Here is a 24,028-nt window from a genome sequence, read left to right as displayed (position 1 = left end):
GGCGATCACGGGGAAAAGCGCAAGCTCTGCGGCTTGCGTCTGTCATGACCCACAGCGTAAGAGTCCGGATGCGGGCGCTCAATGACCGTAACTGACAAGTTAATGATCCAAATGTGCAGCGCACCGATCAGCTGCGCGTGACTCTCGCTGGAATGCACCAGTCCTATCAACGCTGTTCCAGGTGCTCAACCCTAAAATAACCTTAATAACACGGTCGCCCTCGCATGCATCCCCAACGAAAAATGCTGCACAACGAGTTGCACGCCCGCCCGTCGCTGTACTTCGACGAGCCGGCCCACGTCTTCCACCTGGCGTTTCTTGGCGACAATGCCCAGTGCAACGCGCTGCTCGAGCGACTGTGCCCGGAAACCGTCGCAGCAGAGGCCGCACAAGGCATCACCCGCCTTGAAGGCCATCCACTCAAGTGGGAGCGCCACGCCGAGTTCTTCACCCTGACCCTGGTCGTTCCCGCCAGCACCAACGAACCGCACTGGACAACGCTGCCCGAATGCCTTGCCCAGGGTATCGAAGGCCATTCCCAGCACCTCATCAATGCCGTTCAGGTGGTGGTGCGCGCCGAAGCCGGTCTCGACCTGCCCAGCTACGGTTTCAAGGACCCCTGCGGTTCTTGCGTGGGCGGTGGCGATGCGGTGGTCTGGAGCGATTTTCGCCTGACCGAGGACGGCACCAACCGCCTGCTGTTCATCAACCGACGGCTCAACGCTTATCGTCAGGGCCGCATGATCCGGCGCCTGCTGGAAATCGAGACCTATCGCATGATGGCGTCCTTGTCGCTCAATACCGCCAAGGCACTGGACCCGCAACTGAACGAATTCGATCGCACCCTGGTGAGCCTGTCCGAACGCAACGCCAATGCCAGCGGCGTGCATGCCAAGGCCCTGCTGGAGGACATCGCCCTGCTGTCTCGCCAGGTTGTCAGCAGCACGGTCAAGAATCGCCACCGTTTCAGCGCCACCCGCGCCTATGCCCAACTGGTGTTCGAGCGCCTGGGGGAGTTGCGTGAAAGTCACCTGGGGGATTGCCAGCGGCTGGGCGTGTTCATCGAACGGCGTTTCAAACCCACGGTGCGTTATTGCGCAGCCACCGAACAGCGCCTCGAGCAACTAGCCATGAGCGTCGCCAACCTGGGTGACTTGTTGCAAGCACGCGTACAGGTCGAAATGGAGGATCAGAACGCCGAGATCCTGCGCAGCCTCAATGCACGCGCCGATGCACAGATAAAGATCCAGCGCGCGGTGGAAGGCCTGTCGATCATTGCCATCACCTACTACCTGATCAATCTGTTCAAACTGGTCTATAGCGGGCTGCACACCTTGGGCGCAAGCCTCTCGGCCCGCGAGGCACTGCTGGGCATGACGCCACCAGTGCTGTTGATCATGATGCTGATTCTGATCCGCATCAGGAAGGCCAAAAGTCATTAATGCGCCTTGCTCGCGCGGAGGGTGTCCAAGGATTCCATGGACGCCTTGGCGCAGGCCTGGCGCAAGTACAAATCAGCGCCCGCCCTTCGCTAATCCCTTGTTTTACCGTACCCTGCCCCGTAGCTCCTGATGAAAAATCACGAACCTGCACACGGCCGCTGACTGTTCTCCCATGCGCAAATTTCTGTACCTGCTGTTTTCCCTGGCCTTGATTGCCGCCCTGATCACCTACGCACTGTGGACGACGGATCGTCCGACGGGTCATTACCTGTCGGACCTGCGCATCAGCCTGGCGGTCGATCAGGGCACACCCGCCGACCGCGGTAACCTGCTGGGCATCCAACCCGAACTGTTCCCCACCGACTACCAGAGCCCCGAACGCCTGCATCGCAAACTGGCAGCCTATCTGCAGACGGCTCGCGACCAGGGCTTTCTCAATGCCAAGACCGTGGTGGTCCTGCCCGAGCACATCGGCACCTGGTTGATGGTCGGCGGCGAAAAAGACGAGTTATACCAGGCCAGCAGCCTGAAGGAAGCCATGAACTGGCTGGCGATCAGTAATCCGCTGGCGTTTATCCAGGCATTGATCAGCGCTCAAGGCGATAGCCGACTGGACGATGCCCACCTGCGCATGAAAGCCGAGCGCATGGCCCATGACTATCAAGCGCTGTTCGGTGGGCTGGCCAAGGAGTTCGGTATCACCCTGGTGGCCGGCTCCATCGTGCTTCCCGAGCCCAGTGTCAGTGACGGTGAACTGAAGATCGGTCGCGGTGCGCTGTACAACAGCAGCCTGGTGTTCGGCAGCGATGGCCGGCCGATCGGCCAGCCACAACGCCAACGACATCCGGTGTTTGAACAGCGCGACGTGCTTGGGGCCGACCGCCCGACCGCTGTCCAAGTCATCGACACCCCCGCCGGGCGCCTGGGCGTGCTGATCGGCAGCGACAGTTGGTACCCGCTCCACTACCGGCAACTCAACGACCAGGGCGCGCAACTGATTGCGGTGCCCGCCTTCATCCTCGGTCGCGACACATGGGACAAACCCTGGAGCGGTTATAAAGGCCTGTCCACGCCGAGCGAGGTGAGCCTCAAGCCAGGTGAAGTGAGCGAGGGCCAAGCCTGGCATCGCCTGACACTGACCGGCCAATTGCCCATCAGCCAGGCCCAGGGCGGCGTCAGCGTGTTCCTGCGGGGCCAGTTCTGGGACAACGGCAGCGCCGGCCAGAGTTTCATCAGCCACAACGGCCAACACTTCCCCGATGGCAACGCCCGCGGCGCCCGCCTGCTGAACCTGTGGTTGTGAACATGAAACCGCAGCCGATGCGCCTGGGCGACCTGTCTGTGGGCTTTGTCCATAGCTTGGCTGACGCCGTCGCCAGCCATGGGCAAGACCCTCAACCTCTGCTTGAACAGTACGGTCTCGATGCCGCGCGCCTGGCAGAGCCCGGGGCACGATTGTCGATCCCGCGCTACATGCGTCTGGGCCACGCCGCGATTCAACAAACTCAGGACCCAGCCTTGGGCCTGCGCATGGGCCAACTCGGCCGCTTGAGCCAGGCCGGGCTGGCGGGCGTTACCGCGGCCCAGGCGCCAACCGTGCGCGAGGCCGCCCGCTGCATGATCCGCTTCGAGCCGCTGTACGGCTCCAACTATCGCGGCCAATCGAGTTTCCATGAAGATGCCCGAGGCGCTTGGCTACGGTTCTATTCCATCAGCCCGTATAACGCCTACAACCGCTTTGTCGTGGACTCGATCATTGCCGGCTGGCTTGCGCAACTGTCCAGCGTCAGCGGCATCGCGCTGCGGCCAGAACGCATCGAAATCGAATTCGAGGAGCCGGCATACGTGGAGGCCTACCGCACGCTCGGTGACTGCCCGATCCAATTTGGCGCCGAACAGAATCAACTGCGACTGGGCCTGGACAGCCTCGCCCAGCGCAACCCACAGCATTGCCCCAGCACCTGGCACCATCTGCTTCAATTGTGTGAACGGGAACTGGAACAACTGACCCGCACCCGCAGCCTGCGCGAGCGCATCATCCAACTGCTGGGACCGTTGCTCAACGGCGGCCGGGAACCCGACCTGGAAGAAGTGGCGGCTCGCCTGAAGCTGCCAACCTGGACCCTGCGTCGCAAGCTGGCCGAGGAAGGCACGCAGTTTCGCGCCATCCTCAACGACACCCGCCGCGACCTGGCCATGACCTACATACGCGATACCGAACTGGCGTTTGGCGAAATCGCTTATCTATTGGGATTCGCCTCAGCCGAGGCATTTCAACGAGCCTTCAAGCGCTGGAACAACCAGACACCCGGAGAGTTTCGTCGTAGTCACCGAGGGGTTTGAGCTTCAAGAACCTGGCTGGTGCTTACCATTTGTAGCTTGTCGCGATCCTTACAACTCCGTCGCATCTTCGGCGGGTTCCAACGGGTCCAGTTCATACGCCTGGTATTCCAGCAGCTCTTCCTGATAATCATCCATTACGTGTCCTTCCCCTGTCATTGAAACCGATGCCTTATGGCGCTGGCATCAGCATAAAGCTGCTTTATGAATAAAACATGAAGCAAAGGCTTCATGAATTAAACGTAGCACAGGGTCGGGAAATTACTGTGTAAAGAGTGACAGGGCGTTACTCCCTGCCACTGAACCTCAGGATGACGGAAGCGGCTGGATCGGCTCGGTCGGTGCCGGTAACGAGCTGGACGGTGGTGGCGGTGGTGTAACGGTTTGCGTCGTCGGCGCAGACTCGAACGACTCGGGTGCAATCGGCGCTGGCTCGCTCGGCGGTGCGACGGGCTCCGAGACCGTGGGAGTGGTTTCGACGGGGGCCGGCGCGGCCTCTTCCACCGGGGTGGCTGGCGCCGGGGCAATCGGCTCCGGCTCCGGCGCAGGCGCTGGAGCAGGCGCTGGAGCAGGCATCAGGGCAGCCGGTTCGACCTTGGTTTCCGGAATGCCCAGTTCAGTTTTCGGTTTCTCGGCGTTATCAGCCGCTTTCTTCGCCTCGGGAGGCAGGAACAGCTCCACCAGGGCAAAGAAGCGCTCATAGAACTTGGACGCCGACACGGTTTCGCTGGCGACCTTGACCATCGAATCATCCGAGGAGCCGATCGGCATCGATACCGAACCCAACACACCCACGCCCAGGCTGGCGGAGTTGTTGATCTTCTTGAGGGCATAACGGTCCTGCAAGGCGTTGGCGAACATCGTCGCACGGTGGCCAGTACCGCCGTCTTCGGCACAGACCAGGTTGAAGCTGATTTCCATGTGGGTGTCGCCGGTCTGCTGGAAGCTCTTGTGACCGCTGACCAGCTTCGGATCGCTGCTGGTGATGATGTAGCCCTGGCTGAGCAACGCCCGACGCCCGGCCTCGCAGGTCGCCGCGTCGTTCACTGGATAAGTGCGCGAGAACGTGCCGGAGTCGTCGAAATTCTCGTGCTCGTAAATGGCTGCTTTCTTCGACGAGCAACCGGCTGCGGCGGCCAGCAACAGTGCAAGCCCGACGGTGCGCATGGGAAATGATTTGAACATTGAACATCCTGAGAAAAACGGTCCGGGGCGTATTGTGCAACAGAACGCGGCTCGGCAGCGTGGCTAATCTTGTTTCAAGGGGGTTACAAGTTTACTGGGGGTTGTTTGCAGGAAAAAGACGCCAACCGGATAGATCGACGAACACCCGCTTTCCAGGCAACAAGCAGATACAAAAAACTGACGGTTCGGGCTAATGCTGTTCACTTCAGCGGTCAATGAAGTTTTTTATTCCGTTTCCAGAGACGTGGTTTTATTTGGACATACACCCAAAATCCAAAACCCAAGCCAAAAAAAACGGCGCTTCCCATTTCTGGAGAAGCGCCGTTTTCTCTAAAGCGAACAGCATTACAATCAGGCTTGGCCAAACCTCAAGCAATTAGAAACGCTTGATATCCGCCTGGCTCTCCAACTGCTTGCGATACGCCGCAAAGTCCTGCTGACCAACACGGGACGCGAGGTAGCGGCGATATTCCGCCTTCTCTTCGTCAGTCGGTGCCGCTGCTTCGTTCACGCCATTCAAACGCACGACCATCAGGCTGCCATCAGGCAAGGTCACACTGGTGAACGTCGGTTTGTCCTTGGACTCAGGCTTAGGCATGCGGAACAGTGCTTGCAGCACCGCCGGGTCGATGCCTTCCTGGTTGCGGGTGGCCGCCTCGATGGCTTTCCAGCCTTGGCCGTCAACCGGTTTATCCAGTGCCGTCTTGCCGTCGCGCAGGCTGGCGATCAGCTCGTCGGCGCGGGTCTTGGCCGCTGCGCTGGCATGTTCCTTGGTCAATTGAGCACGAATCGGCCCTGCCACGCTTTCCAGCGGCAGTTGCTCAGGCTTGCGGTGCTCCTTGGCACGCAGCACTACGACGGTTTCCGGGTCCAGTTCGATGGCGGTGCTGTTGGCACCTTCATCCAGCACTTCCGGGCTGAACGCCGCAGTGACCACGGCGCGATTGGCCGCAATCCCTTCACCGCCTTCACGACCGAACGGGGCCGATGTATGAATGGTCAGCTTCAGGTCCTGGGCCGGCTGCGCCAGGTCGGACGCTTCGAACGAGGCATCTTCCAGTTGCTTGGTCGCCTCCACGAAACGCTGCTCCACCTGCTGAGTCTTCAGCTCGCGGGTCAGTTTGTCCTTGAGACTGGCGAAGGTCGGCACTTCAGGCGCTTCGACCCCCAGCAGCTTGATCAGGTGCAGACCGAAATCGGTACGGACCGGTGCCGAGACCTGGTCCTTGTTCAAGGCGTACAAGGCCTTTTCGAACTCCGGATCGTAGACACCTGGGCCGGCATAGCCGAGATCGCCGCCGTTGTTCGCCGAACCCGGGTCCTGGGAAAACTCCTTCGCCAACGCTTCAAACGACTCACCTTTGGCCAAGCGAGCCTGGATCTCTTCGATCTTCGCCTTGGCCTGGGCTTCGGTCACCTTGTCGTTCACTTCGATCAGGATGTGCGCAGCGCGACGCTGTTCGGACAGGTTGGCGATTTCTTTCTGATAGGCCGCTTGCAGGTCTTCGTCCTTGACGCTGACCTGATCGAAGAAAGAGGCTTTCTTCAGCTCGAGATAATCGATGACCACCTGGTCAGGCGTCATGAATTCCTTGGCGTGTTGGTCGTAGTAAGCCTTGACCTCATCGTCGGTCAGCTTTACCGACGCAGGATCGGCCTTGATGTTCAAGGTGGCGAAATCACGCGTCTGTTTTTCCAGGCGTGCAAATGCCAGCACTTGGGCATCTGTGACGAAACCGCTGCCCGCCAGGCCGGCGCGCAACTGACCGATCAGCATTTCCTGAGCCAGCATCTGGCGGAACTGCATACGGCTATAACCCAGCTGGCGGATCACCTGATCGAAACGCTCGGCGCTGAATTTACCATCCACCTGGAACTCAGGCGTCTGCAGGATGACTTGATCAAGCGCAGCTTCCGAGAAAGCGAATTTCGCATCGTGTGCACCTTGCAGCAGCAACTTGCGGTCGATCAGGCCCTTGAGCGCCGAATCGCGCAGCATTTTTTCGTCCAGCAGGGAGGCGTCAAAATCCTTGCCCAGCTGTTGCATGAGCTGACGGCGTTGCATGTCGACCGCCTGGCTCAGCTCGTTCTGGCTGATTTTTTCGCCGTTGACCTTGGCCGCGTCATTGCTGTTGGTGGTGGCTTGAAAAATGGCATCGAAACCGGTCAACGCCATCAATGCGACGATGACCCCGATGATGGTCTTGGCAATCCAGCCTTGTGAATTGTCCCTGATATTCTGCAGCATGCGTCCCCCAGAAACGGTTGAACTTCAAATTTAGGCAACCGTGGAGCGTGGGTAGAATCCGGATAGAAGAAAGGCGCATCCGAGGATGCGCCTTCTCGTAACTGGCGGAGCGGACCGGGCTCTAACCTGCAAGCCCTGGTGTGCCAGACCGGTTGCAACCGGCCGTATTACCGCTCCGCTGCCAAGCCAGGCATGACCCCGACCCGGATAAACTCAACGAAACCTTAGTTAACGGCTTCTTTCAGTGCTTTACCAGCTTTGAAGCCTGGCTTTTTGGCAGCAGCGATTTCCAGCGTCTTACCGGTCTGCGGGTTGCGACCGATACGAGCAGGACGATCGGTCACGGAGAAGGTACCGAAACCAACCAGAACAACGGAGTCGCCAGCCTTCAGAGCGCCAGTGACGGATTCGATTACAGCGTCCAGCGCACGGCCAGCAGCAGCTTTCGGGATATCAGCGGATGCAGCGATAGCATCAATCAGTTCCGACTTGTTCACTCTAAGTCCCCTTATATCTATTTGAGATGATTCTAAGTTTTTTTGGTGAAAGCAAAAACGAGTGCTGAATGGCCTGCAGACACTTAAGAGCCGCTTTATAACAAGGGCTCTAAAAAACTGTCAAGGAAGCCCCCCAGGCAAATGCGTATTAATGCGTGCTAATTCTTTCCTTAGAGTCAGACTCTCGCTTTTCTTCCTTCGCGACAATCTCCGGAGCCACATCCGGCAAGGGCTCCGGCGCGTATTGCAGCGCAATTTGCAGGACCTCGTCAATCCATTTAACGGGTTTGATCTGAAGATCTTGCTTGATGTTGTCAGGAATTTCCTTCAGGTCGCGGACATTCTCTTCGGGAATGATCACGATCTTGATCCCGCCACGGTGTGCCGCCAGCAGTTTTTCCTTCAGGCCGCCAATCGCCAGGACCTGGCCACGCAACGTGATTTCACCCGTCATGGCGACGTCGGCGCGCACCGGAATACCGGTCAATGCCGAAACCAGGGCCGTGCACATGCCTACACCAGCGCTTGGGCCGTCCTTGGGCGTAGCCCCTTCAGGCATGTGGATATGCGTATCGCGCTTCTCATGGAAGTCCAGGGGAATACCCAGGCTCCGGGCGCGACTGCGAACCACCGTCAGCGCAGCGGTGATCGATTCGACCATCACGTCGCCCAGGGAACCGGTCTTGATCAGTTGCCCCTTGCCCGGCACCACGGCGGCTTCGATGGTCAGCAACTCACCACCGACCTGGGTCCAGGCCAAGCCAGTCACCTGGCCGATCTGGTCCTGTTGCTCGGCAAGGCCATAGCGGAACTTGCGTACGCCCAGGAAGTGCTCCAGCAGGTCCGCAGTGACCTTGACCGCGAAGCGTTTTTCCAGCGCATGTTCCTTGACCGCCTTGCGGCAAACCTTGGCAATCTGCCGTTCCAGGCCACGCACACCGGCTTCGCGGGTGTAGTAGCGGATGATGTCGCGAATCGCTTCCTCGTCGAATTCCAGCTCGCCTTTTTTCAGGCCGTTGGCCTGGATCTGCTTGGGCGAAAGGTATTTCACGGCGATGTTGATCTTCTCGTCCTCGGTGTAACCCGGCAGACGAATCACCTCCATCCGGTCCAGCAACGCTGGCGGAATGTTCATGGAGTTGGAGGTGCACAGGAACATCACGTCCGACAGGTCGTAATCGACCTCCAGGTAGTGATCGTTGAAGTTGTGATTCTGCTCAGGATCGAGGACTTCGAGCAACGCAGAGGCTGGATCGCCGCGCATGTCGCTACCCATCTTGTCGATTTCGTCCAAAAGGAACAGCGGATTGCGCACGCCGACCTTTGTCATCTTTTGAATCAATCTTCCTGGCATCGAACCGATGTAGGTACGGCGATGGCCCCGAATTTCCGCCTCATCGCGCACGCCGCCAAGGGCCATGCGTACAAATTTGCGGTTGGTGGCGTGGGCAATCGACTCCGCAAGGGAGGTTTTACCGACCCCTGGAGGACCAACCAGGCACAGGACCGGGCCACGGATCTTCTTCACGCGCTTCTGCACGGCGAGGTATTCCAGGATGCGTTCCTTGACCTCTTCCAGGCCGTAATGATCGGTGTCGAGGATGTCTTCGGCACGCGCCAGGTCCAGACGCACCTTGCTCTGGGCTTTCCACGGCACCTGGACCAACCAGTCGATGTAGGAGCGCACGACGGTGGCCTCGGCAGACATTGGCGACATTTGCTTGAGCTTGTTCAGCTCGGCCTGGGCCTTAGCCAGTGCATCCTTGGGCAAGCCGGCAGCATCGATGCGCTTTTTCAGCTCCTCGATTTCGTTGTGACCTTCGTCGCCATCGCCCAGCTCTTTCTGGATGGCCTTCATCTGCTCATTCAGGTAGTACTCGCGCTGGCTGCGCTCCATCTGCTTCTTGACGCGACCGCGAATGCGTTTCTCGACCTGCAACAGATCGATTTCGCCGTCGAGCAGTGCCAGCACGTGTTCGACACGGGCCGACAAATCAATGATTTCGAGAATTTCCTGCTTCTGCTCGATTTTGAGGGCCATGTGGGCCGCCATCGTATCGACCAATCGCCCAGGCTCATCGATGCTGTTAAGCGACGACAGGACCTCTGCAGGCACCTTCTTGCCCAGTTGCACGTATTGTTCGAACTGCGACAGCAGGCTGCGGACAAACACTTCTGATTCACGCTCGGGCGCATCGACCTCTTCGATCAGCGACACCTCGGCCCGGCAATGGCCGTCCACTTCGCTGAAACGCTCGATAGCACCACGCTGCTCGCCTTCGACCAGGACCTTGACGGTGCCGTCGGGCAGCTTGAGCAATTGCAGAACCGTTGCAATCGTACCTACGCGATACAGTGCGTCTTCGCCGGGATCATCGTCGGCAGGATTTCTCTGAGCCAGCAGAAGAATCTGCTTGTCACCCGTCATCGCAGCCTCAAGGGCTTCGATGGACTTCTCGCGCCCCACGAACAGCGGGATAACCATGTGCGGATACACCACGACATCGCGCAATGGCAGGAGAGGCAATTCGATGGTTGTCTTCATGATTTCGCCTCTACGGCGGCCCTCGGGCCGGAAACAGATGGAAGTAAGCTTGAAACCAAGATGGGGGCAGCCTCGAAAAAAAACAAGCGCTAAGACACGTCTAAAACGCGCAAAAAGCAAAGGGGCCCGAAGGCCCCTTCTTTGTTCCGGCAGCGGGACGCTTAAGCGTCCGGTGCGGCCTTGGCAGCCGGCTCATTGTTTTCATAGATATACAATGGCTTGGACTTGCCTTCTATGACGCTTTCATCGATCACGACTTTACTCACCTCTGACTGCGAGGGGATCTCGTACATCGTGTCGAGCAATACACCTTCGAGGATCGAGCGCAATCCACGCGCACCGGTCTTGCGTTCCAGGGCACGTTTTGCGACCGATTTCAGCGCGTCGGAACGGAACTCCAGGTCTACACCTTCCATTTCGAACAGCTTGGCATACTGCTTGGTCAGGGCGTTTTTCGGCTCGGTCAGGATCTGCATCAACGCAGCTTCATCCAACTCGTCCAGCGTCGCCAGGACCGGCAGACGACCGACGAATTCCGGGATCAGACCGAACTTGACCAAATCGTCAGGCTCGACTTCACGCAGGGACTCACCGACCTTCTTGCCCTCTTCCTTGCTTCGCACTTCGGCGTTGAAACCAATGCCGCCACGGGTGGAACGGTTTTGAATAACCTTTTCCAGGCCGGAGAACGCACCACCGCAGATGAACAGGATGTTACGGGTGTCGACTTGCAGGAATTCCTGCTGCGGATGCTTGCGGCCACCTTGGGGTGGAACGGAAGCGACCGTACCTTCGATCAACTTGAGCAAGGCCTGCTGCACGCCCTCACCGGAAACATCCCGGGTGATGGACGGGTTGTCGGACTTGCGTGAAATCTTGTCGATTTCGTCGATATAGACAATGCCCATCTGGGCCTTTTCCACATCGTAGTCGCACTTCTGCAACAGCTTCTGAATGATGTTCTCGACGTCTTCACCTACATAACCCGCCTCGGTGAGGGTGGTTGCGTCGGCGATGGTGAACGGAACGTTCAGCAAGCGGGCCAGGGTTTCGGCAAGCAGGGTCTTACCCGAGCCTGTCGGGCCGATCAGCAGGATGTTGCTCTTGCCGAGTTCGACCTCGTCATTCTTCTTGTCACGCTGGTTCAGGCGCTTGTAGTGGTTGTACACCGCTACGGCCAGTACTTTTTTCGCACGTTCCTGACCAATCACATACTGATCAAGGATGCCGCTGATTTCTTTAGGCGAAGGCAATTTATGCGCGCTGCTCTCGGCCTGGGCTTCCTGCACCTCCTCGCGGATGATGTCATTGCACAGGTCGACGCACTCGTCGCAAATGAAGACCGAGGGGCCGGCAATCAATTTGCGCACTTCATGCTGGCTTTTGCCACAGAAGGAGCAATAAAGCAGTTTGCCGTTGTCCTCGCCGTTGCGGGTGTCAGTCATTCGATCGATCCAAATCCGATAGGCTTGCAACACAAGATGAAGGCAATTGCGGGCTTTTTCAAGCCCGCAGGCGGCCGGTCATCCCAACCACCTGCATATTGAGCGGCTTAGGCAGGCATTTGACGCTTGTTGATCACGGAGTCGATCAGGCCATATTCGGCCGCACGCTCGGCGCTCATGAAGTTGTCACGCTCGGTGTCACGCTCAATGGTTTCGAGGCTTTGGCCGGTATGATGGGCCAGCAACGAGTTCAGGCGCGAACGAATGTGGAGGATTTCCTTGGCATGGATGTCGATATCCGACGCCTGGCCCTGGAAGCCGCCCAATGGCTGGTGAATCATCATCCGCGAGTTAGGCAGGCAGTGACGCTTGCCCGCTGCGCCGCCGGCGAGCAGGAAAGCACCCATGCTGCAGGCCTGGCCGATGCAGATGGTGGAAACGTCAGGCTTGATGAACTGCATGGTGTCGTAGATCGACATGCCCGCAGTCACCGAACCGCCAGGTGAGTTGATGTACAGATGGATATCCTTGTCCGGGTTTTCCGCTTCAAGGAACAACAGCTGCGCCGCGACCAGGTTGGCCATGTAGTCTTCAACGGGGCCGATCAGGAAGATGACGCGTTCCTTGAGCAGACGCGAGTAGATGTCATAGGCACGTTCGCCGCGGGCGGACTGCTCGATAACCATCGGGACCAGGCCGCCTGCGGCCTGGATGTCAGAGCTCTGCTGATAAAAAGAATTGCGGGACATGTCTCGCAGTCACTCCCAAATAGTTATGTCTTGAATACGCATAAGCCAGCGCGAAGGCTGGCTTATGGGTGTTTATTTCTTACCGCAGAACCATCAATCGGCTTGTGGAGCTTCCACCGGCTTGACCGCTTCTTCGTAAGAGACCGCTTTATCGGTCACGCTAGCTTTCTGCAGAACAGTATCCACAACTTGTTCTTCCAGCACAACCGAACGGACTTCGTTCAGTTGCTGGTCGTTCTTGTAGTACCAGGACACGACTTGCTCAGGCTCTTGATAGGCCGAGGCCATTTCCTGGATCAGCTCGCGAACGCGGGCTTCGTCAGGCTTGAGCTCGAACTGCTTGACCACTTCGGCGACGATCAGGCCCAGTACGACGCGGCGCTTGGCTTGTTCTTCGAACAATTCGGCAGGCAGTTGGTCCGGCTTGATGTTGCCACCGAACTGCTGAACAGCCTGCACACGCAGACGGTTCACTTCGTTATCCAGCAGAGCCTTTGGCACTTCGATCGGGTTGGAGGCCAGCAGACCGTCCATGACCTGGTTCTTGACCTTGGACTTGATGGCCTGGCGCAGCTCACGCTCCATGTTCTTGCGAACTTCGGCGCGGAAACCTTCCAGACCGGTTTCCTTGATGCCGAACTGGGCGAAGAACTCTTCGTTCAGCTCAGGCAGTTTCGGCTCGGAAACAGTGTTGACGGTCACGGTGAACTCGGCGGCTTTGCCAGCCAGGTCCAGGTTCTGGTAGTCCTCAGGGAAGGTCACGTTCAGAACGCGCTCTTCACCGGCCTTGGCGCCAACCAGGCCATCTTCGAAGCCAGGAATCATGCGACCGGAGCCCAGCACCAACTGAGTAGCCTTGGCGGAACCGCCGGCGAACACTTCACCGTCGACCTTGCCGACGAAATCGATGTTCAGTTGATCTTCGTTCTGGGCAGCACGCTCAGTCACTTCGAAACGGGTGTTCTGCTTGCGCAGGATGTCCAGCATCTTGTCCAGGTCGGCATCCGACACGTCAGCGCTCAGGCGCTCGACGGCGATGGATTCGAAACCGGCAACCGTGAACTCAGGGAACACTTCGAACGTGGCGACGAATTCCAGGTCCTTGCCTTTTTCCAACACTTTAGGCTCGACGGACGGAGCGCCGGCCGGGTTCAGCTTCTGCTCGACGACCGCTTCGTAGAACGAAGACTGGATCACGTCGCCCACGGCTTCCTGACGCGCATCAGCTTCGTAACGCTGACGGATCACGCTCATTGGCACTTTGCCTGGGCGGAAACCTGGGATTTTGGCCTTTTGGGCAGTCTGCTGCAGACGCTTGTTGACCTGAGTCTCGATGCGCTCAGCCGGCACGGTGATGCTCATGCGGCGCTCAAGAGCAGAAGTATTTTCAACAGAAACTTGCATGGATATTCCTCGTTGCACAGACGTTGGCCGGGCGTTTCCGACCCCAGAATCAAGGGCATGCATTCTAGTAGGTCAAACTCAAGAAGTCACCCTACTGAAAACGCGCTGGAAACAGGCGCCGGATTTAGGACGGGACAAACGCTCATGCCCCACCCGGATTGCAAATACAGTCGATTCAGCCCAGGGCTCTGCGCCGACGCTTCTATATATAGAAGCAGCTTGCCCGATCGCGCGACGCCCGCCCCCACAAGGGGACCGACGGACATGTCACGCATCATCGCGAAACACATTCGCGAAAACCGACCGCTACGCGCAGCGCCAAAAAACCGTACCGACGCCAAACACAGAACCACTGAAAACAAAAACGGCGCAGCCCCTTTCAGGTACTGCGCCGTTTTCTGCTATTTAAATAGCGACTTGTATGGTGCGGACGGAGAGACTCGAACTCTCACACCTTGCGGCGCTGGAACCTAAATCCAGTGTGTCTACCAATTCCACCACATCCGCGTATCAAGCTTTTAAAGCAAAGGCGCCAGATTGTTAGATCTGGCGCCTTTCTAGAATATGGGGTGGACGATGGGGATCGAACCCACGACAACGGGAGTCACAATCCCGTGCTCTACCAACTGAGCTACGCCCACCATATTGCCTTGTTGCCTTACTTGTGCCAAAGCTGCCTAATTGGCGCACCCGGCAGGACTCGAACCTGCGACCATCCGCTTAGAAGGCGGATGCTCTATCCAGCTGAGCTACGGGCGCCTTTTTAATCTGTATTCTTGGACGATTACAAACTAAGTGCTTTCAGTTTCGCCGAGTTTAAACAACCAACTCCGCTCCACCTTCTTAACCAGTGCTAGGCTGTGCCCGACAAGTGCGACGAATGTTATAGACGGCCTGATAGGTCGTCAACTCTTTTTTAAAAAAAATTCATTTAATTAAAGGGGTTAGGGGAATTTGCAGACCAAGCGCCTTTGCCCTCACGCCCCGGCATGCGAGAATGCGTTCTCTTTTTTTCCCCTCTCGATGGTTAACCACGCGCAATGACTGCACAACTTATCGACGGCAAATCGATCGCCGCCAGCCTGCGCCAGCAGATCGCCCAACGAGTCACCGAGCGCCGCCAGCAAGGCCTGCGCACGCCCGGCCTTGCGGTGATCCTGGTCGGCAGCGATCCTGCCTCTCAGGTTTATGTCTCGCACAAGCGTAAAGACTGTGAAGAGGTCGGCTTCCTTTCCCAGGCCTACGACCTGCCTTCCGAAACCACCCAGCAAGCGTTGGCCGATCTGATCGATCGCTTGAACGATGACCCGAACATCGACGGCGTTCTGCTCCAGCTGCCGCTGCCTGAACACCTCGACGCCTCCAAGCTGTTGGAGCGTATCCGCCCGGACAAAGACGTCGATGGCTTCCATCCTTATAACGTCGGTCGCCTGGCCCAGCGCATCCCGTTGCTTCGTCCCTGCACCCCGAAAGGCATCATGACGTTGCTGGAAAGCACTGGCGTGGACCTGTATGGCCTCGACGCCGTAGTAGTGGGTGCGTCCAACATCGTTGGTCGTCCAATGGCCATGGAGCTGCTGCTGGCCGGCTGCACCGTGACCGTGACCCATCGTTTCACCAAGGATCTGGCTGGCCATGTCGGCCGCGCGGACCTGGTGGTGGTGGCCGCCGGCAAACCCGGCCTGGTCAAAGGCGAGTGGATCAAGGAAGGCGCCATCGTCATCGACGTGGGCATCAATCGCCAGGAAGATGGCAAGCTGGTGGGCGACGTGGTCTACGAGACCGCCCTGCCCCGCGCCGGCTGGATCACGCCGGTACCTGGCGGCGTAGGCCCGATGACCCGCGCCTGCCTGCTGGAAAACACGTTGTACGCGGCTGAAACGCTGCACAGCTGATACGCGTCAACAAAAAACCTGTGGGAGCGAGCTTGCTCGCGATAGCGATGGACCAGCCAACATCCAGTTGACTGACACACCGCTATCGCGAGCAAGCTCGCTCCCGCAGATGTTTCCGGCGACGGACTTTAGCCGCCAAATTACACATTTTTCAGATTCGTTTCGCCAAAATCCCCCGCCATGAAACTTTATTTATTCATAAGCCTTGGCGGTACAGGCATATAGCGCTGCTGTCGCCCATACTCCTAAAATGCGACGTTTTTTTTAAAAGTCGTTGCTCAACGGCACCTTCAACTCTATCGAGCCTACTCGCGTGAAAATCCGTCTTTCGATCATCAGCCTGTTCATCGCTTTCACAGGCAGTTTTATCACGCAGAGTGTCGCTGCACAGGAAACCATCGCAGCCCCACGGGATACGGCCAAACTGCAAGTCGCCTCGGGCAGCGCGATGTTGCTGGACCTGCAGACGGATAAAGTCGTTTATTCGAGCAACCCGGACGTGGTGGTGCCCATCGCGTCGGTGACCAAGTTGATGACCGGCCTGATCGTGCTGGATGCCAAACAGAACCTGGATGAGTCCATCTCCATCACCATCGCCAACACCCCAGAGATGAAGGGCGTGTTTTCCCGGGTCAAGCTCAACAGCGAGCTGTCGCGCCGGGACGTGCTGCTGATCGCCCTGATGTCTTCGGAAAACCGCGCCGCCGCCAGCCTCGCCCACCACTATCCGGGGGGCTATGCGGCGTTCATTGCCGCCATGAACGCCAAGGCGAAGGCGCTGGGCATGACCAGCACCCATTACGTCGAACCGACGGGCCTGTCGATCCACAACGTCTCGACTGCCAGGGACCTGACCAAGCTGCTGATCGCCGCGCGCAAGTACCCTCTGCTGAGCGAACTGAGCACGACCAAGGAAAAGACCGTTACGTTCCGCAAGCCTGTGTACAGCCTGGGATTCCGCAACACCGACCACCTGGTCCACAAGGCTAACTGGGATATCCAGTTGACCAAGACTGGCTTCACCAACCAGGCCGGTCACTGCCTGGTGCTGGTGACGAAAATGGGCAATCGCCCGATGGCGCTGGTGATCCTCGACGCCTTTGGCAAGTACACGCACTTCGCCGATGCCAGCCGGATTCGTAGCTGGGTGGAAACCGGAAAAAGCGCCGCGGTACCAGCGGTGGCCCTGCAATACAAGGCCGCCAAGAATCTCAAGAGCCGCCAGAGTGGCGTGGTGGAAGCCTCCCAATAACCACAGGTTATTTATGGCTTCAAGTCCCCCAGCGGATCATAGGGCTTGGGCTTGCGCTCATCCTTCTTGTCCAGGGGCGCCTTGGCCGGCCCTACCGGATCGACCTGGGGATCCTCAAGATCCGGTGAATCCGGATCGAACCCCAAATCATCGCCGCTGGAATGCTCTGACGAATGTGGCCCCGTAGGTGTTTTCGACTGCGCCATGCGTGCCTCCTCCAATCACGGTCGGAAAATGCCCAACCCTGACGATAAGAGCTTCAGACCTGCCTGGTTGTGCCCGGCAAGTGACGAACGGAGTGAGCGATCAATGCGCCGCTTCCAAGGTCTTGGTGGCCCGCGCCGCGGCTTGTTCCTGCCCTGCCCCGCCCAATTCGACCGCCGCCTTGAGCCACCGCTGCGAGTCGACATTGGCCGGAAGCTGCGTAGGTCGCTGGACCAGCACCGCCCAGCCACCCGCGCTCTGGAAGGCCGACTCGAAGGCACTGAAGCTTATCAATTGCCGCCGGTTCATGCCTGAGCGCAGCAATACCGTCTGCTTCTGACGGTTGTAGCCGGCGAGAATCCCATACCGAGGCTCGGCCCAGAACGTCGAACCGTCGATATAGCGCACCAGCACCGGATAGCCCGCCGCGACCTGTTCCAACAACGCGGGCAGCTTGGCGTCGAGGGGATACACCAGCAACCCGTATTCACGCGCCAGGGTCTGCATATTCAGTTGCAAACCGGCTTCGCCACCCGGCAGGTGCAACGGTTTCTCCAGCAGCCCCGGCGTGATCACCGTGCCTTGCAACGTCAGCAGGGCAGCCAGGGACTGCGGGGCGCCCTGGTACATTTCGCCGCGAAAGAACGGCACGCTGTTAAGTTCCACCCGCTCGGGCAGGCGCTGTATCTGCGGCGACACACTGCCCGCACACCCCACCAGGGCAACGAGGCAGGACAGCGTCAGGACCAGTGATCGAAAAGATGAAATAACCGGCGACATGATGACTCTCTTGTTCAGACGCCCGGCATCCGGGGCCAGGCTTAGGTCGACGATCATAAGGCGCGCACAGCCCTGGGTATAGCCATAACAGCAGTTTTACGAGCGCGATAGAACGAACCGATCCGTGCCCGAGCGCCACGGATCGATTACCTGCAACACTTGGACGACTAGACTGTCCATGTATTAGGTGCGTGATCCCGGACCGGGATAAAAAGGAGGCACAGATGAGCCTGACCACGACAATTCTGATGCTGATATTCGGCTGGCTGAGCGTAGCCACGGCCATGCTGTGGGGTGTGCTCCGGATCACCCGGCGCCATCATCACGCACCACCTGCGCAATCGGAAAAAACCAGAAAACCCGCGCGACACCACGCCACCGCACACTGAGCATTCGCTTTTCAAACCCTAACAAAAAAGCCACCCGGGCCTGGACCCGGGTGGCTTCTGTCTGCCTGGCATCAGGCGTTGTCGGCCAACGCCCTTTCCCTGGCCCGGCGGGACAACATGTTCAACACTTCGATCGCCGCCGAGAACGCCATGGCCGCATAGATATAGCCCTTGGGCACATGGGCACCGAAGCCTTCGGCGATCAGCGTCATGCCGATCATGATCAGGAAACCCAGGGCCAGCATCACCACCGTCGGGTTGTCATTGATGAACTTGGCGAGCGGTTCGGCCGCCAGCAGCATCACCAACACCGACACAACGACCGCGATGATCATGATCGGCAAATGTTCGGTCATGCCCACAGCCGTGATGATGCTGTCGATGGAAAACACCAGGTCCAACATCAGGATCTGACCGATTGCTGCAGCAAAGCCCAGGGTCACGGCGGACGTGGCCGACTTGGGATCATTCGGTGCAGGGTCCATGCTGTGGTGAATTTCAGTGGTCGCTTTCCACAGCAGGAACAGGCCGCCGGCAATCAGGATCATGTCTTTCCAGGAGAACGCCTGGCCCAGGATTTCGATAACCGGTTCGGTCAACTGCACAATGAAGGCAATGGTGCTCAACAAGCCCAGGCGCAGGATCAGCGCCATGCCTATACCGATCCGCCGCGCCTTGGCACGGTGCTGGGCGGGCAGCTTGTTGGTCAGAATCGAAATGAAGATCAGGTTATCGATGCCAAGCACGATTTCCATGACCACCAGAGTTGCCAGGGCGATCCACGCGGTGGGGCTGGCGGCGAGTTGTAGAAGATAATCCATGGGTCAGTCCTGACTGATGTGACGTGTTAGATGGTTTTGGTCGGGGTTTGTGTTTCGTCAGCTTCGTCCGCCGGTTTTTTCTTCGGGCTGATCAACCCGCCGGTGGCTTCGCTGATCGCCTGTTCGGCGGCCTTGTGGGTGTCATCAATGGCCTGCTTGGCGGTTTCCGCAGCCTGGCCCATCAGTTGCTGGGCACTTTTCTCAGCCTGTTCACAACCCGCCAGTGTCGTTACGGACATCACAAGCAGGGCTGCCAGCCCCAGGGATTTGTATGTCATGGAATGAATGCCTCTTGGGAGAATAAAAGGAGCACGAAAGTGGCCCACCAATGGCAAGGCATTCTAGAGACGCGAATACTTCAGGAAAATTCGTATTTTCAGCGGTTATACTTCGGTTTTTACGAAGAAACGTGATCCCATGCTCAACTATCGACAACTGCATTATTTCTGGGTGGTGGCTAAAACCGGCAGCATCGTGCGCGCCTGCGAGCAGTTGAACCTGACCCCACAGACCATCAGCGGGCAGATTTCCCTGTTCGAACAGACCTATAACATCAAGCTGTTTCGCCGCGTCGGACGGCAGCTGGAACTGACCGAGGCCGGCCGCCAGACCTTGCCCTACGCCGAACACATGTTCCAGTTGGGTGGCGAGCTGGAATTGATGCTGCGAGCCCAGCCCAACGAGCAGCAAACCCTGTTTCGGGTCGGGGTGGCGGATGTGGTGCCCAAATCCATCGTCTACCGGCTGCTCGCGCCGACCATGGAGTTGAGTGAGCCGCTGCGCATCACCTGTCGCGAGGACAAGCTCGAACGGTTGCTGGCGGACTTGGCAATCCAGCGTCTGGACCTGGTGATTTCCGACAGCCCGATGCCGACCCACCTGGACATCAAGGGCTACAGCCAGAAACTGGGAGAATGCGGGATCAGCTTTTTCGCCACCGCCGCGCTGGCCGAACGCTACGGGCAGGATTTCCCCCACGGCCTGCATGACGCTCCACTGCTGATTCCCGGGCCGGAAACCGTGGTGCGCAGTCGCTTGCAACGCTGGTTCGCCGAGCAACAGATCCAGCCGCGTATCGTCGGCGAGTTCGACGACAGCGCATTGATGCAGGCCTTCGGCCAATCAGGCAGCGGGATTTTCATCGGCCCGAGCGTGATCGCCGAAGAGGTCAAGCGCCAGTACGGCGTAGAAGTGATCGGCCAGACCAATGCGGTGAGCGAATCCTTCTACGCCATTTCCGTGGAGCGCAAGGTCAGCCACCCCGGCATCGTCGCGATTGCCGAAGGCGCTCGTCGCGAGTTGTTCAGCGCTTAGCAGGCAACACGAGGTTTGAAGGTCATCAGCAGCAACGCCAGCAGGATCGATATGAAGATGAACCCGGCCGCCGCAAACCCGACACTGCCCAGGCCCAAGGTATCGATGACCCGGCCACCGACCATCGCCCCCAGGCCAATCCCCAGGTTGGCCCCGGCGATGTTCAACGATGCGGCAAAGGCCGGGGCCTGCGGAGCCGCCTTCATCAGCCGCACATGACTGACCAGGAACAAGGCCGCCTGGGTTACGCCCCAGATGCCCATTGCCGCCGCCAGCGCGAGGGGCGAATGAATGCTCGGCACCAACGCCACCATGCCGCCGATCAGGAACAGGCAGAAGACCATCGATGCGATCAACGGATGCCGGTCCACCGCCCGACCGCCCAGGGAATTGCCCAGCAGCCCGACGGCGCCGAAGCCCATCAGGCACCAGCCCACCAGGGTGCCATCGAACCCAGCGAGGCGTTCGAGGATATCCGCCAGGTAGGTGTAGGCGGTGAACATGCCGCTGAACACCAGGATCGACAACAGCACATGCCCTTGCATCAACGGGCTGCGCAGGATCTTGAATTGCGAACGAAAGCTCACCTGATGCTGATGCAGGTTGGTTTTCGGCAAGTAGATAAACAGCAGCAAGGCCTTGGCGAAGGCGATGACCGCCAGGATCGCGAACGCACTGCGCCAGCCAAACGCATCGGAAATCAACGTGCCCACGGGGATGCCGAACACCGTGGCACAAACGATACCAAAGCCGATTCGGGCGATGGCCCGCCCGGCCAACTGTGGCCCGACAATGTCCACCGCCGTTTCACTGGCCAGCGCCCAGAACACCGGCAGGCCCAGGGCCGGGATCAACCGGGCAACGGCCATCACCCAGATGTTGGGGGCAACGGCGGCGAGCATGTTGGCCAGACCGAACATCACCAACACGCTGATAAACAACTTGCGCCGCTCAAAACGGGCGAACCAGGCCGTCAGGAATGGCCCGAACGCCGCCACCGTAAACGCGAACAACGTCACCAGTAGCCCGGCCTGGGGGATGCTGACCTGCAAGTCGCGGGCGATAGAGGGCAACAGGCCAACGATGACGAATTCCGTGGTCAGCACCGTAAAACCGGCGGCCGACAACAGGAAAATGGGTAACAACATGCAGAACTCCAGCGAAACGACGACACCAGCGTTAGCCCAAGGGCCCGCTGGCAGTAAGAAAGTGAGAACGGCAAAGCCTAACAGAATGCGCGCGTCTTACAAACGCATGCCAGGACCCGGATAAGGGTGACGGACTGTCACAGGTCCGTCAGATTTGTTACCGGCTGTGATAAAGTCCGCGGCCTGCAAACGCCGTACTTTCCCACGGTCCGCTCATGTGGCCTGCCCGCTTGTTGCCCTGACTCGTCGACCGTCGCACACAATAAAATCAGAGATGCCGCTATGACAGCTTCGTCCGTTACCCCTATGCAACGCCTCAAACGCACCAGCCTGGTGACGCAAATCATCATCGGTCTGATCGCCGGTATTGTCCTGGCATGGCTGGCGCCCGACGTGGCCAAGTCCACCGCATTCATCGGCAAGGTCTTCGTGTCCGCGCTCAAGGCCGTAGCACCGATTTTGGTATTCGTGCTGGTCATGGCATCCATCGCCAACCACAAGCACGGCCAGGAAACCCATATCCGGCCGATCCTGTTCCTCTACCTGCTGGGCACTTTCGCCGCGGCGGTGGTCGCGGTGGTTGCCAGTACACTGTTTCCGTCCAGCCTGGTGCTATCGACCCAAGACGTCGCGGTCACGGCGCCCGGGGGCATCAGCGAGGTGCTGCAAAGCCTGCTGCTGAGCGTGGTGGATAACCCGGTCCGGGCGCTGATGGACGGTAACTTCATCGGCATCCTGGCCTGGGCCATCGGCATGGGCATCGCCATTCGTCATGCTGGTCAGACCACCCGCACCGTGCTCGAAGACCTGTCCAACGGCGTGACTGTCATCGTGCGCGTGGTCATTCGCTTCGCCCCACTGGGGATCTTCGGCCTGGTAGCCTCGACGCTGGCCACTTCCGGCTTCGGCGCGCTGCTTGGTTACCTGCACCTGCTCACCGTACTGATCGGCTGCATGCTGTTCGTGGCGTTGGTGGTCAACCCACTCATCGTGTTCTGGAAACTGCGTCGCAACCCCTACCCGCTGGTATTCACCTGCCTGCGCGAGAGCGGTATCACGGCATTTTTCACGCGCAGCTCGGCGGCGAATATTCCGGTGAACCTGGAGCTGAGCAAACGCCTGGGCCTGCACGAAGACACCTATTCGGTGTCGATCCCCCTGGGCGCGACCATCAACATGGCCGGCGCCGCCATCACCATCACCGTACTGACCCTGGCGGCCGTGCATACCCTGGGTATCGCAGTGGATATCCCAACGGCCGTGCTGCTGAGCGTTGTCGCGGCCATTTGCGCGTGCGGCGCATCCGGGGTGGCCGGTGGTTCGCTGTTGCTGATTCCCCTGGCGTGCAGCCTGTTTGGCATTCCCAGTGAGATCGCCATGCAAGTGGTCGCGGTGGGCTTCATCATCGGTGTCCTGCAGGACTCGGCGGAGACGGCGTTGAATTCGTCTACGGATGTGCTGTTCACAGCGGCGGCGTGCCTGGGAGAGGAAGAAAAGCTCGCGCGTATGGCGTAACAACTGCGGTGGCTATTCGTCGTCATCGTCGGATCGCCGCCCGGTGCAAGCGCTCCCACAGAGGGCAGCGGCGCTCACACAATAGCCGCTACACAACAGATCCCCTGTGGGAGCGAGCTTGCTCGCGACAGCGGTGGTACATCCGCCAAGGATGTGACAGCCACAAAAAAGCCCGGGAACGGCCCACACCGTCCCGGGCTTTTTCATGCCTGCGGGGTTAGAACGCGCCCATGTAGTCGTGCTTGCCCACTTCCACGCCATTGTGGCGCAGCAAGGCATAAGTGGTGGTGACGTGGAAGAAGAACTGCGGCAGGCCGTAGGTCAGCAGATAATTCTGGCCGCTGAAGCGCTTCTCTTTCGGCGTCCCTGGACGGGTAACGATTTCGATGCCTTCCTTGCCATCGATCTGCGCAGGGCTGATGCCGTCGATAAAGGCCAAGACCTTGGCGATCAGGGCTTGCAGCTCGGCGAACGTGGTCTCGGTGTCCTCATACTTCGGCACGTCGATCTCGGCAAGGCGTGCAGACACACCTTTGGCGAAGTCCACCGCGATCTGTACTTGGCGCACCAGCGGGAACATGTCCGGGTACAGGCGAGCTTGCAGGAAGGCGTTCGGGTCGATGTTTTTCGCGGTGGCGTGGGCTTCGGCCTTGTTCAGAACGTCGCTCAACGCGTTGAGCATCTGCTTGAAAACCGGGACGGAAGCGGCGTACAGGGAAATAGTCATGGCAATCTCATGCAGGTGGCAGGAAAGAATGAATCAAACGGCTGCGATTATAGCCACGGCTTGTTGCACGACTTGTCTTTTATTGCGCAAGGATTAGGCTAGGCGGCTTCCACAGCATAGGGAACGCG

At 58.8% G+C, this 24,028-nt stretch carries 21 protein-coding genes and 3 tRNA genes; 8 read left to right on the top strand and 16 right to left on the bottom strand.

The window, feature by feature from the left end; all coding sequences use genetic code 11:
- Positions 1-224 precede the first annotated feature (224 nt).
- From BLT00_RS00320 to BLT00_RS00310, 3 genes are all read left to right on the top strand, one after another.
- Positions 225-1,442 carry a DUF3422 domain-containing protein gene (locus tag BLT00_RS00320; protein WP_092145421.1) on the top strand — a complete coding sequence of 406 codons (1,218 nt, stop codon included), beginning with the start codon at positions 225-227 and terminating at the stop codon, positions 1,440-1,442.
- Positions 1,443-1,614: 172 nt separating this feature from the next.
- Complete coding sequence (locus BLT00_RS00315; RefSeq protein WP_092145419.1) at positions 1,615-2,745, top strand: carbon-nitrogen hydrolase family protein; 1,131 nt, start codon at positions 1,615-1,617, stop codon at positions 2,743-2,745.
- Between the two features lie 2 nt (positions 2,746-2,747).
- The gene (locus BLT00_RS00310; protein ID WP_092145417.1) at positions 2,748-3,785 is read left to right on the top strand and encodes an AraC family transcriptional regulator; all 1,038 of its coding nucleotides are present in this window, start codon (positions 2,748-2,750) and stop codon (positions 3,783-3,785) included.
- Between the two features lie 303 nt (positions 3,786-4,088).
- Here the strand turns inward: BLT00_RS00310 and BLT00_RS00305 are convergent, their stop codons facing one another.
- The 10 genes from BLT00_RS00305 to BLT00_RS00255 form a co-directional block, all read right to left on the bottom strand.
- Positions 4,089-4,967 carry a DUF2242 domain-containing protein gene (locus tag BLT00_RS00305; protein ID WP_092145415.1) on the bottom strand — a complete coding sequence of 293 codons (879 nt, stop codon included), beginning with the start codon at positions 4,965-4,967 and terminating at the stop codon, positions 4,089-4,091.
- A gap of 376 nt (positions 4,968-5,343) precedes the next feature.
- On the bottom strand, positions 5,344-7,215 hold the full coding sequence (locus BLT00_RS00300) for a SurA N-terminal domain-containing protein (RefSeq protein WP_092145413.1): 1,872 nt from the start codon (positions 7,213-7,215) through the stop codon (positions 5,344-5,346).
- Positions 7,216-7,439: 224 nt separating this feature from the next.
- Positions 7,440-7,712: an HU family DNA-binding protein gene (locus tag BLT00_RS00290; RefSeq protein WP_002552737.1), complete on the bottom strand. Its 273-nt coding sequence runs from the start codon at positions 7,710-7,712 to the stop codon at positions 7,440-7,442.
- A gap of 148 nt (positions 7,713-7,860) precedes the next feature.
- The gene (gene lon, locus BLT00_RS00285; protein WP_092145411.1) at positions 7,861-10,257 is read right to left on the bottom strand and encodes an endopeptidase La; all 2,397 of its coding nucleotides are present in this window, start codon (positions 10,255-10,257) and stop codon (positions 7,861-7,863) included.
- 161 nt (positions 10,258-10,418) lie between these two features.
- Positions 10,419-11,702, bottom strand: coding sequence for an ATP-dependent Clp protease ATP-binding subunit ClpX (clpX, locus tag BLT00_RS00280; RefSeq protein WP_063322129.1), 1,284 nt, complete (start codon positions 11,700-11,702; stop codon positions 10,419-10,421).
- Between the two features lie 107 nt (positions 11,703-11,809).
- Positions 11,810-12,451 (bottom strand): ATP-dependent Clp endopeptidase proteolytic subunit ClpP, encoded by a 642-nt coding sequence (gene clpP, locus BLT00_RS00275; protein ID WP_003183177.1) that lies wholly within the window; start codon positions 12,449-12,451, stop codon positions 11,810-11,812.
- A 93-nt stretch (positions 12,452-12,544) separates the two neighbouring features.
- Positions 12,545-13,855 carry a trigger factor gene (gene tig / locus BLT00_RS00270; RefSeq protein WP_063322130.1) on the bottom strand — a complete coding sequence of 437 codons (1,311 nt, stop codon included), beginning with the start codon at positions 13,853-13,855 and terminating at the stop codon, positions 12,545-12,547.
- 422 nt (positions 13,856-14,277) lie between these two features.
- Positions 14,278-14,362 (bottom strand) — tRNA-Leu (locus BLT00_RS00265).
- 58 nt (positions 14,363-14,420) lie between these two features.
- Positions 14,421-14,496: transfer RNA gene (locus BLT00_RS00260), tRNA-His, on the bottom strand.
- A gap of 41 nt (positions 14,497-14,537) precedes the next feature.
- A tRNA-Arg gene (locus tag BLT00_RS00255) sits at positions 14,538-14,614 on the bottom strand.
- Between the two features lie 281 nt (positions 14,615-14,895).
- Between BLT00_RS00255 and folD the strand changes: the two genes are divergently transcribed.
- Both folD and pbpG read left to right on the top strand, forming a co-directional pair.
- Complete coding sequence (gene folD / locus BLT00_RS00250) at positions 14,896-15,750, top strand: bifunctional methylenetetrahydrofolate dehydrogenase/methenyltetrahydrofolate cyclohydrolase FolD (RefSeq protein ID WP_003199858.1); 855 nt, start codon at positions 14,896-14,898, stop codon at positions 15,748-15,750.
- Positions 15,751-16,063: 313 nt separating this feature from the next.
- Positions 16,064-17,002 carry a D-alanyl-D-alanine endopeptidase gene (gene pbpG / locus BLT00_RS00245; RefSeq protein ID WP_092145409.1) on the top strand — a complete coding sequence of 313 codons (939 nt, stop codon included), beginning with the start codon at positions 16,064-16,066 and terminating at the stop codon, positions 17,000-17,002.
- Between the two features lie 11 nt (positions 17,003-17,013).
- On the opposite strand, the gene BLT00_RS00240 is transcribed toward pbpG, so the two are convergent.
- Both BLT00_RS00240 and BLT00_RS00235 read right to left on the bottom strand, forming a co-directional pair.
- Positions 17,014-17,208: a DUF6021 family protein gene (locus BLT00_RS00240; RefSeq protein WP_060738326.1), complete on the bottom strand. Its 195-nt coding sequence runs from the start codon at positions 17,206-17,208 to the stop codon at positions 17,014-17,016.
- Between the two features lie 100 nt (positions 17,209-17,308).
- Complete coding sequence (locus BLT00_RS00235; RefSeq protein WP_092145407.1) at positions 17,309-17,986, bottom strand: hypothetical protein; 678 nt, start codon at positions 17,984-17,986, stop codon at positions 17,309-17,311.
- Between the two features lie 224 nt (positions 17,987-18,210).
- On the opposite strand from BLT00_RS00235, the gene BLT00_RS31740 reads away from it, so the two are divergent.
- Complete coding sequence (locus BLT00_RS31740; protein ID WP_170862005.1) at positions 18,211-18,375, top strand: hypothetical protein; 165 nt, start codon at positions 18,211-18,213, stop codon at positions 18,373-18,375.
- 71 nt (positions 18,376-18,446) lie between these two features.
- Here BLT00_RS31740 and BLT00_RS00230 read toward each other — a convergent pair whose 3' ends face one another.
- Both BLT00_RS00230 and BLT00_RS00225 read right to left on the bottom strand, forming a co-directional pair.
- Complete coding sequence (locus tag BLT00_RS00230; RefSeq protein WP_092145405.1) at positions 18,447-19,196, bottom strand: TerC family protein; 750 nt, start codon at positions 19,194-19,196, stop codon at positions 18,447-18,449.
- 26 nt (positions 19,197-19,222) lie between these two features.
- On the bottom strand, positions 19,223-19,474 hold the full coding sequence (locus tag BLT00_RS00225; RefSeq protein ID WP_063322134.1) for a hypothetical protein: 252 nt from the start codon (positions 19,472-19,474) through the stop codon (positions 19,223-19,225).
- 139 nt (positions 19,475-19,613) lie between these two features.
- On the opposite strand from BLT00_RS00225, the gene nhaR reads away from it, so the two are divergent.
- Positions 19,614-20,510, top strand: a complete 897-nt coding sequence (nhaR, locus tag BLT00_RS00220) for a transcriptional activator NhaR (protein ID WP_092145403.1) — start codon at positions 19,614-19,616, stop codon at positions 20,508-20,510.
- On the opposite strand, the gene BLT00_RS00215 is transcribed toward nhaR, so the two are convergent.
- A complete protein-coding gene (locus tag BLT00_RS00215; protein ID WP_092145401.1) occupies positions 20,507-21,658 on the bottom strand; it encodes an MFS transporter in 1,152 nt (383 codons plus the stop codon). The two genes, nhaR and BLT00_RS00215, sit on opposite strands and share 4 nt — an antisense overlap.
- Positions 21,659-21,940: 282 nt before the next feature.
- Between BLT00_RS00215 and sstT the strand changes: the two genes are divergently transcribed.
- Positions 21,941-23,173, top strand: coding sequence for a serine/threonine transporter SstT (sstT, locus tag BLT00_RS00210; protein ID WP_092145399.1), 1,233 nt, complete (start codon positions 21,941-21,943; stop codon positions 23,171-23,173).
- A 217-nt stretch (positions 23,174-23,390) separates the two neighbouring features.
- On the opposite strand, the gene BLT00_RS00205 is transcribed toward sstT, so the two are convergent.
- Positions 23,391-23,900: a DUF1993 domain-containing protein gene (locus tag BLT00_RS00205; RefSeq protein WP_092145397.1), complete on the bottom strand. Its 510-nt coding sequence runs from the start codon at positions 23,898-23,900 to the stop codon at positions 23,391-23,393.
- Between the last annotated feature and the right edge of the window lie 128 nt (positions 23,901-24,028).

Source organism: Pseudomonas sp. NFACC51 (assembly GCF_900103575.1).
Taxonomy (GTDB): Bacteria; Pseudomonadota; Gammaproteobacteria; order Pseudomonadales; family Pseudomonadaceae; genus Aquipseudomonas; species Aquipseudomonas fluorescens_Q.
Note: the sequence above shows the minus strand (reverse complement) of the source record. Positions and strands in the feature narration are given on the sequence as shown.

What these genes read in the sequence shown, in the direction of transcription:
- BLT00_RS00320 (WP_092145421.1), top strand. Translation starts at nt 225, where the DNA reads ATGCATCCCCAACGAAAAATGCTGCACAACGAGTTGCACGCCCGCCCG.
- BLT00_RS00315 (WP_092145419.1), top strand. Translation starts at nt 1,615, where the DNA reads ATGCGCAAATTTCTGTACCTGCTGTTTTCCCTGGCCTTGATTGCCGCC.
- BLT00_RS00310 (WP_092145417.1), top strand. Translation starts at nt 2,748, where the DNA reads ATGAAACCGCAGCCGATGCGCCTGGGCGACCTGTCTGTGGGCTTTGTC.
- BLT00_RS00305 (WP_092145415.1), bottom strand. Translation starts at nt 4,967, where the DNA reads ATGTTCAAATCATTTCCCATGCGCACCGTCGGGCTTGCACTGTTGCTG.
- BLT00_RS00300 (WP_092145413.1), bottom strand. Translation starts at nt 7,215, where the DNA reads ATGCTGCAGAATATCAGGGACAATTCACAAGGCTGGATTGCCAAGACC.
- lon (WP_092145411.1), bottom strand. Translation starts at nt 10,257, where the DNA reads ATGAAGACAACCATCGAATTGCCTCTCCTGCCATTGCGCGATGTCGTG.
- clpX (WP_063322129.1), bottom strand. Translation starts at nt 11,702, where the DNA reads ATGACTGACACCCGCAACGGCGAGGACAACGGCAAACTGCTTTATTGC.
- clpP (WP_003183177.1), bottom strand. Translation starts at nt 12,451, where the DNA reads ATGTCCCGCAATTCTTTTTATCAGCAGAGCTCTGACATCCAGGCCGCA.
- tig (WP_063322130.1), bottom strand. Translation starts at nt 13,855, where the DNA reads ATGCAAGTTTCTGTTGAAAATACTTCTGCTCTTGAGCGCCGCATGAGC.
- folD (WP_003199858.1), top strand. Translation starts at nt 14,896, where the DNA reads ATGACTGCACAACTTATCGACGGCAAATCGATCGCCGCCAGCCTGCGC.
- BLT00_RS00240 (WP_060738326.1), bottom strand. Translation starts at nt 17,208, where the DNA reads ATGGCGCAGTCGAAAACACCTACGGGGCCACATTCGTCAGAGCATTCC.
- BLT00_RS00235 (WP_092145407.1), bottom strand. Translation starts at nt 17,986, where the DNA reads ATGTCGCCGGTTATTTCATCTTTTCGATCACTGGTCCTGACGCTGTCC.
- BLT00_RS31740 (WP_170862005.1), top strand. Translation starts at nt 18,211, where the DNA reads ATGAGCCTGACCACGACAATTCTGATGCTGATATTCGGCTGGCTGAGC.
- BLT00_RS00230 (WP_092145405.1), bottom strand. Translation starts at nt 19,196, where the DNA reads ATGGATTATCTTCTACAACTCGCCGCCAGCCCCACCGCGTGGATCGCC.
- BLT00_RS00225 (WP_063322134.1), bottom strand. Translation starts at nt 19,474, where the DNA reads ATGACATACAAATCCCTGGGGCTGGCAGCCCTGCTTGTGATGTCCGTA.
- nhaR (WP_092145403.1), top strand. Translation starts at nt 19,614, where the DNA reads ATGCTCAACTATCGACAACTGCATTATTTCTGGGTGGTGGCTAAAACC.
- BLT00_RS00215 (WP_092145401.1), bottom strand. Translation starts at nt 21,658, where the DNA reads ATGTTGTTACCCATTTTCCTGTTGTCGGCCGCCGGTTTTACGGTGCTG.
- sstT (WP_092145399.1), top strand. Translation starts at nt 21,941, where the DNA reads ATGACAGCTTCGTCCGTTACCCCTATGCAACGCCTCAAACGCACCAGC.
- BLT00_RS00205 (WP_092145397.1), bottom strand. Translation starts at nt 23,900, where the DNA reads ATGACTATTTCCCTGTACGCCGCTTCCGTCCCGGTTTTCAAGCAGATG.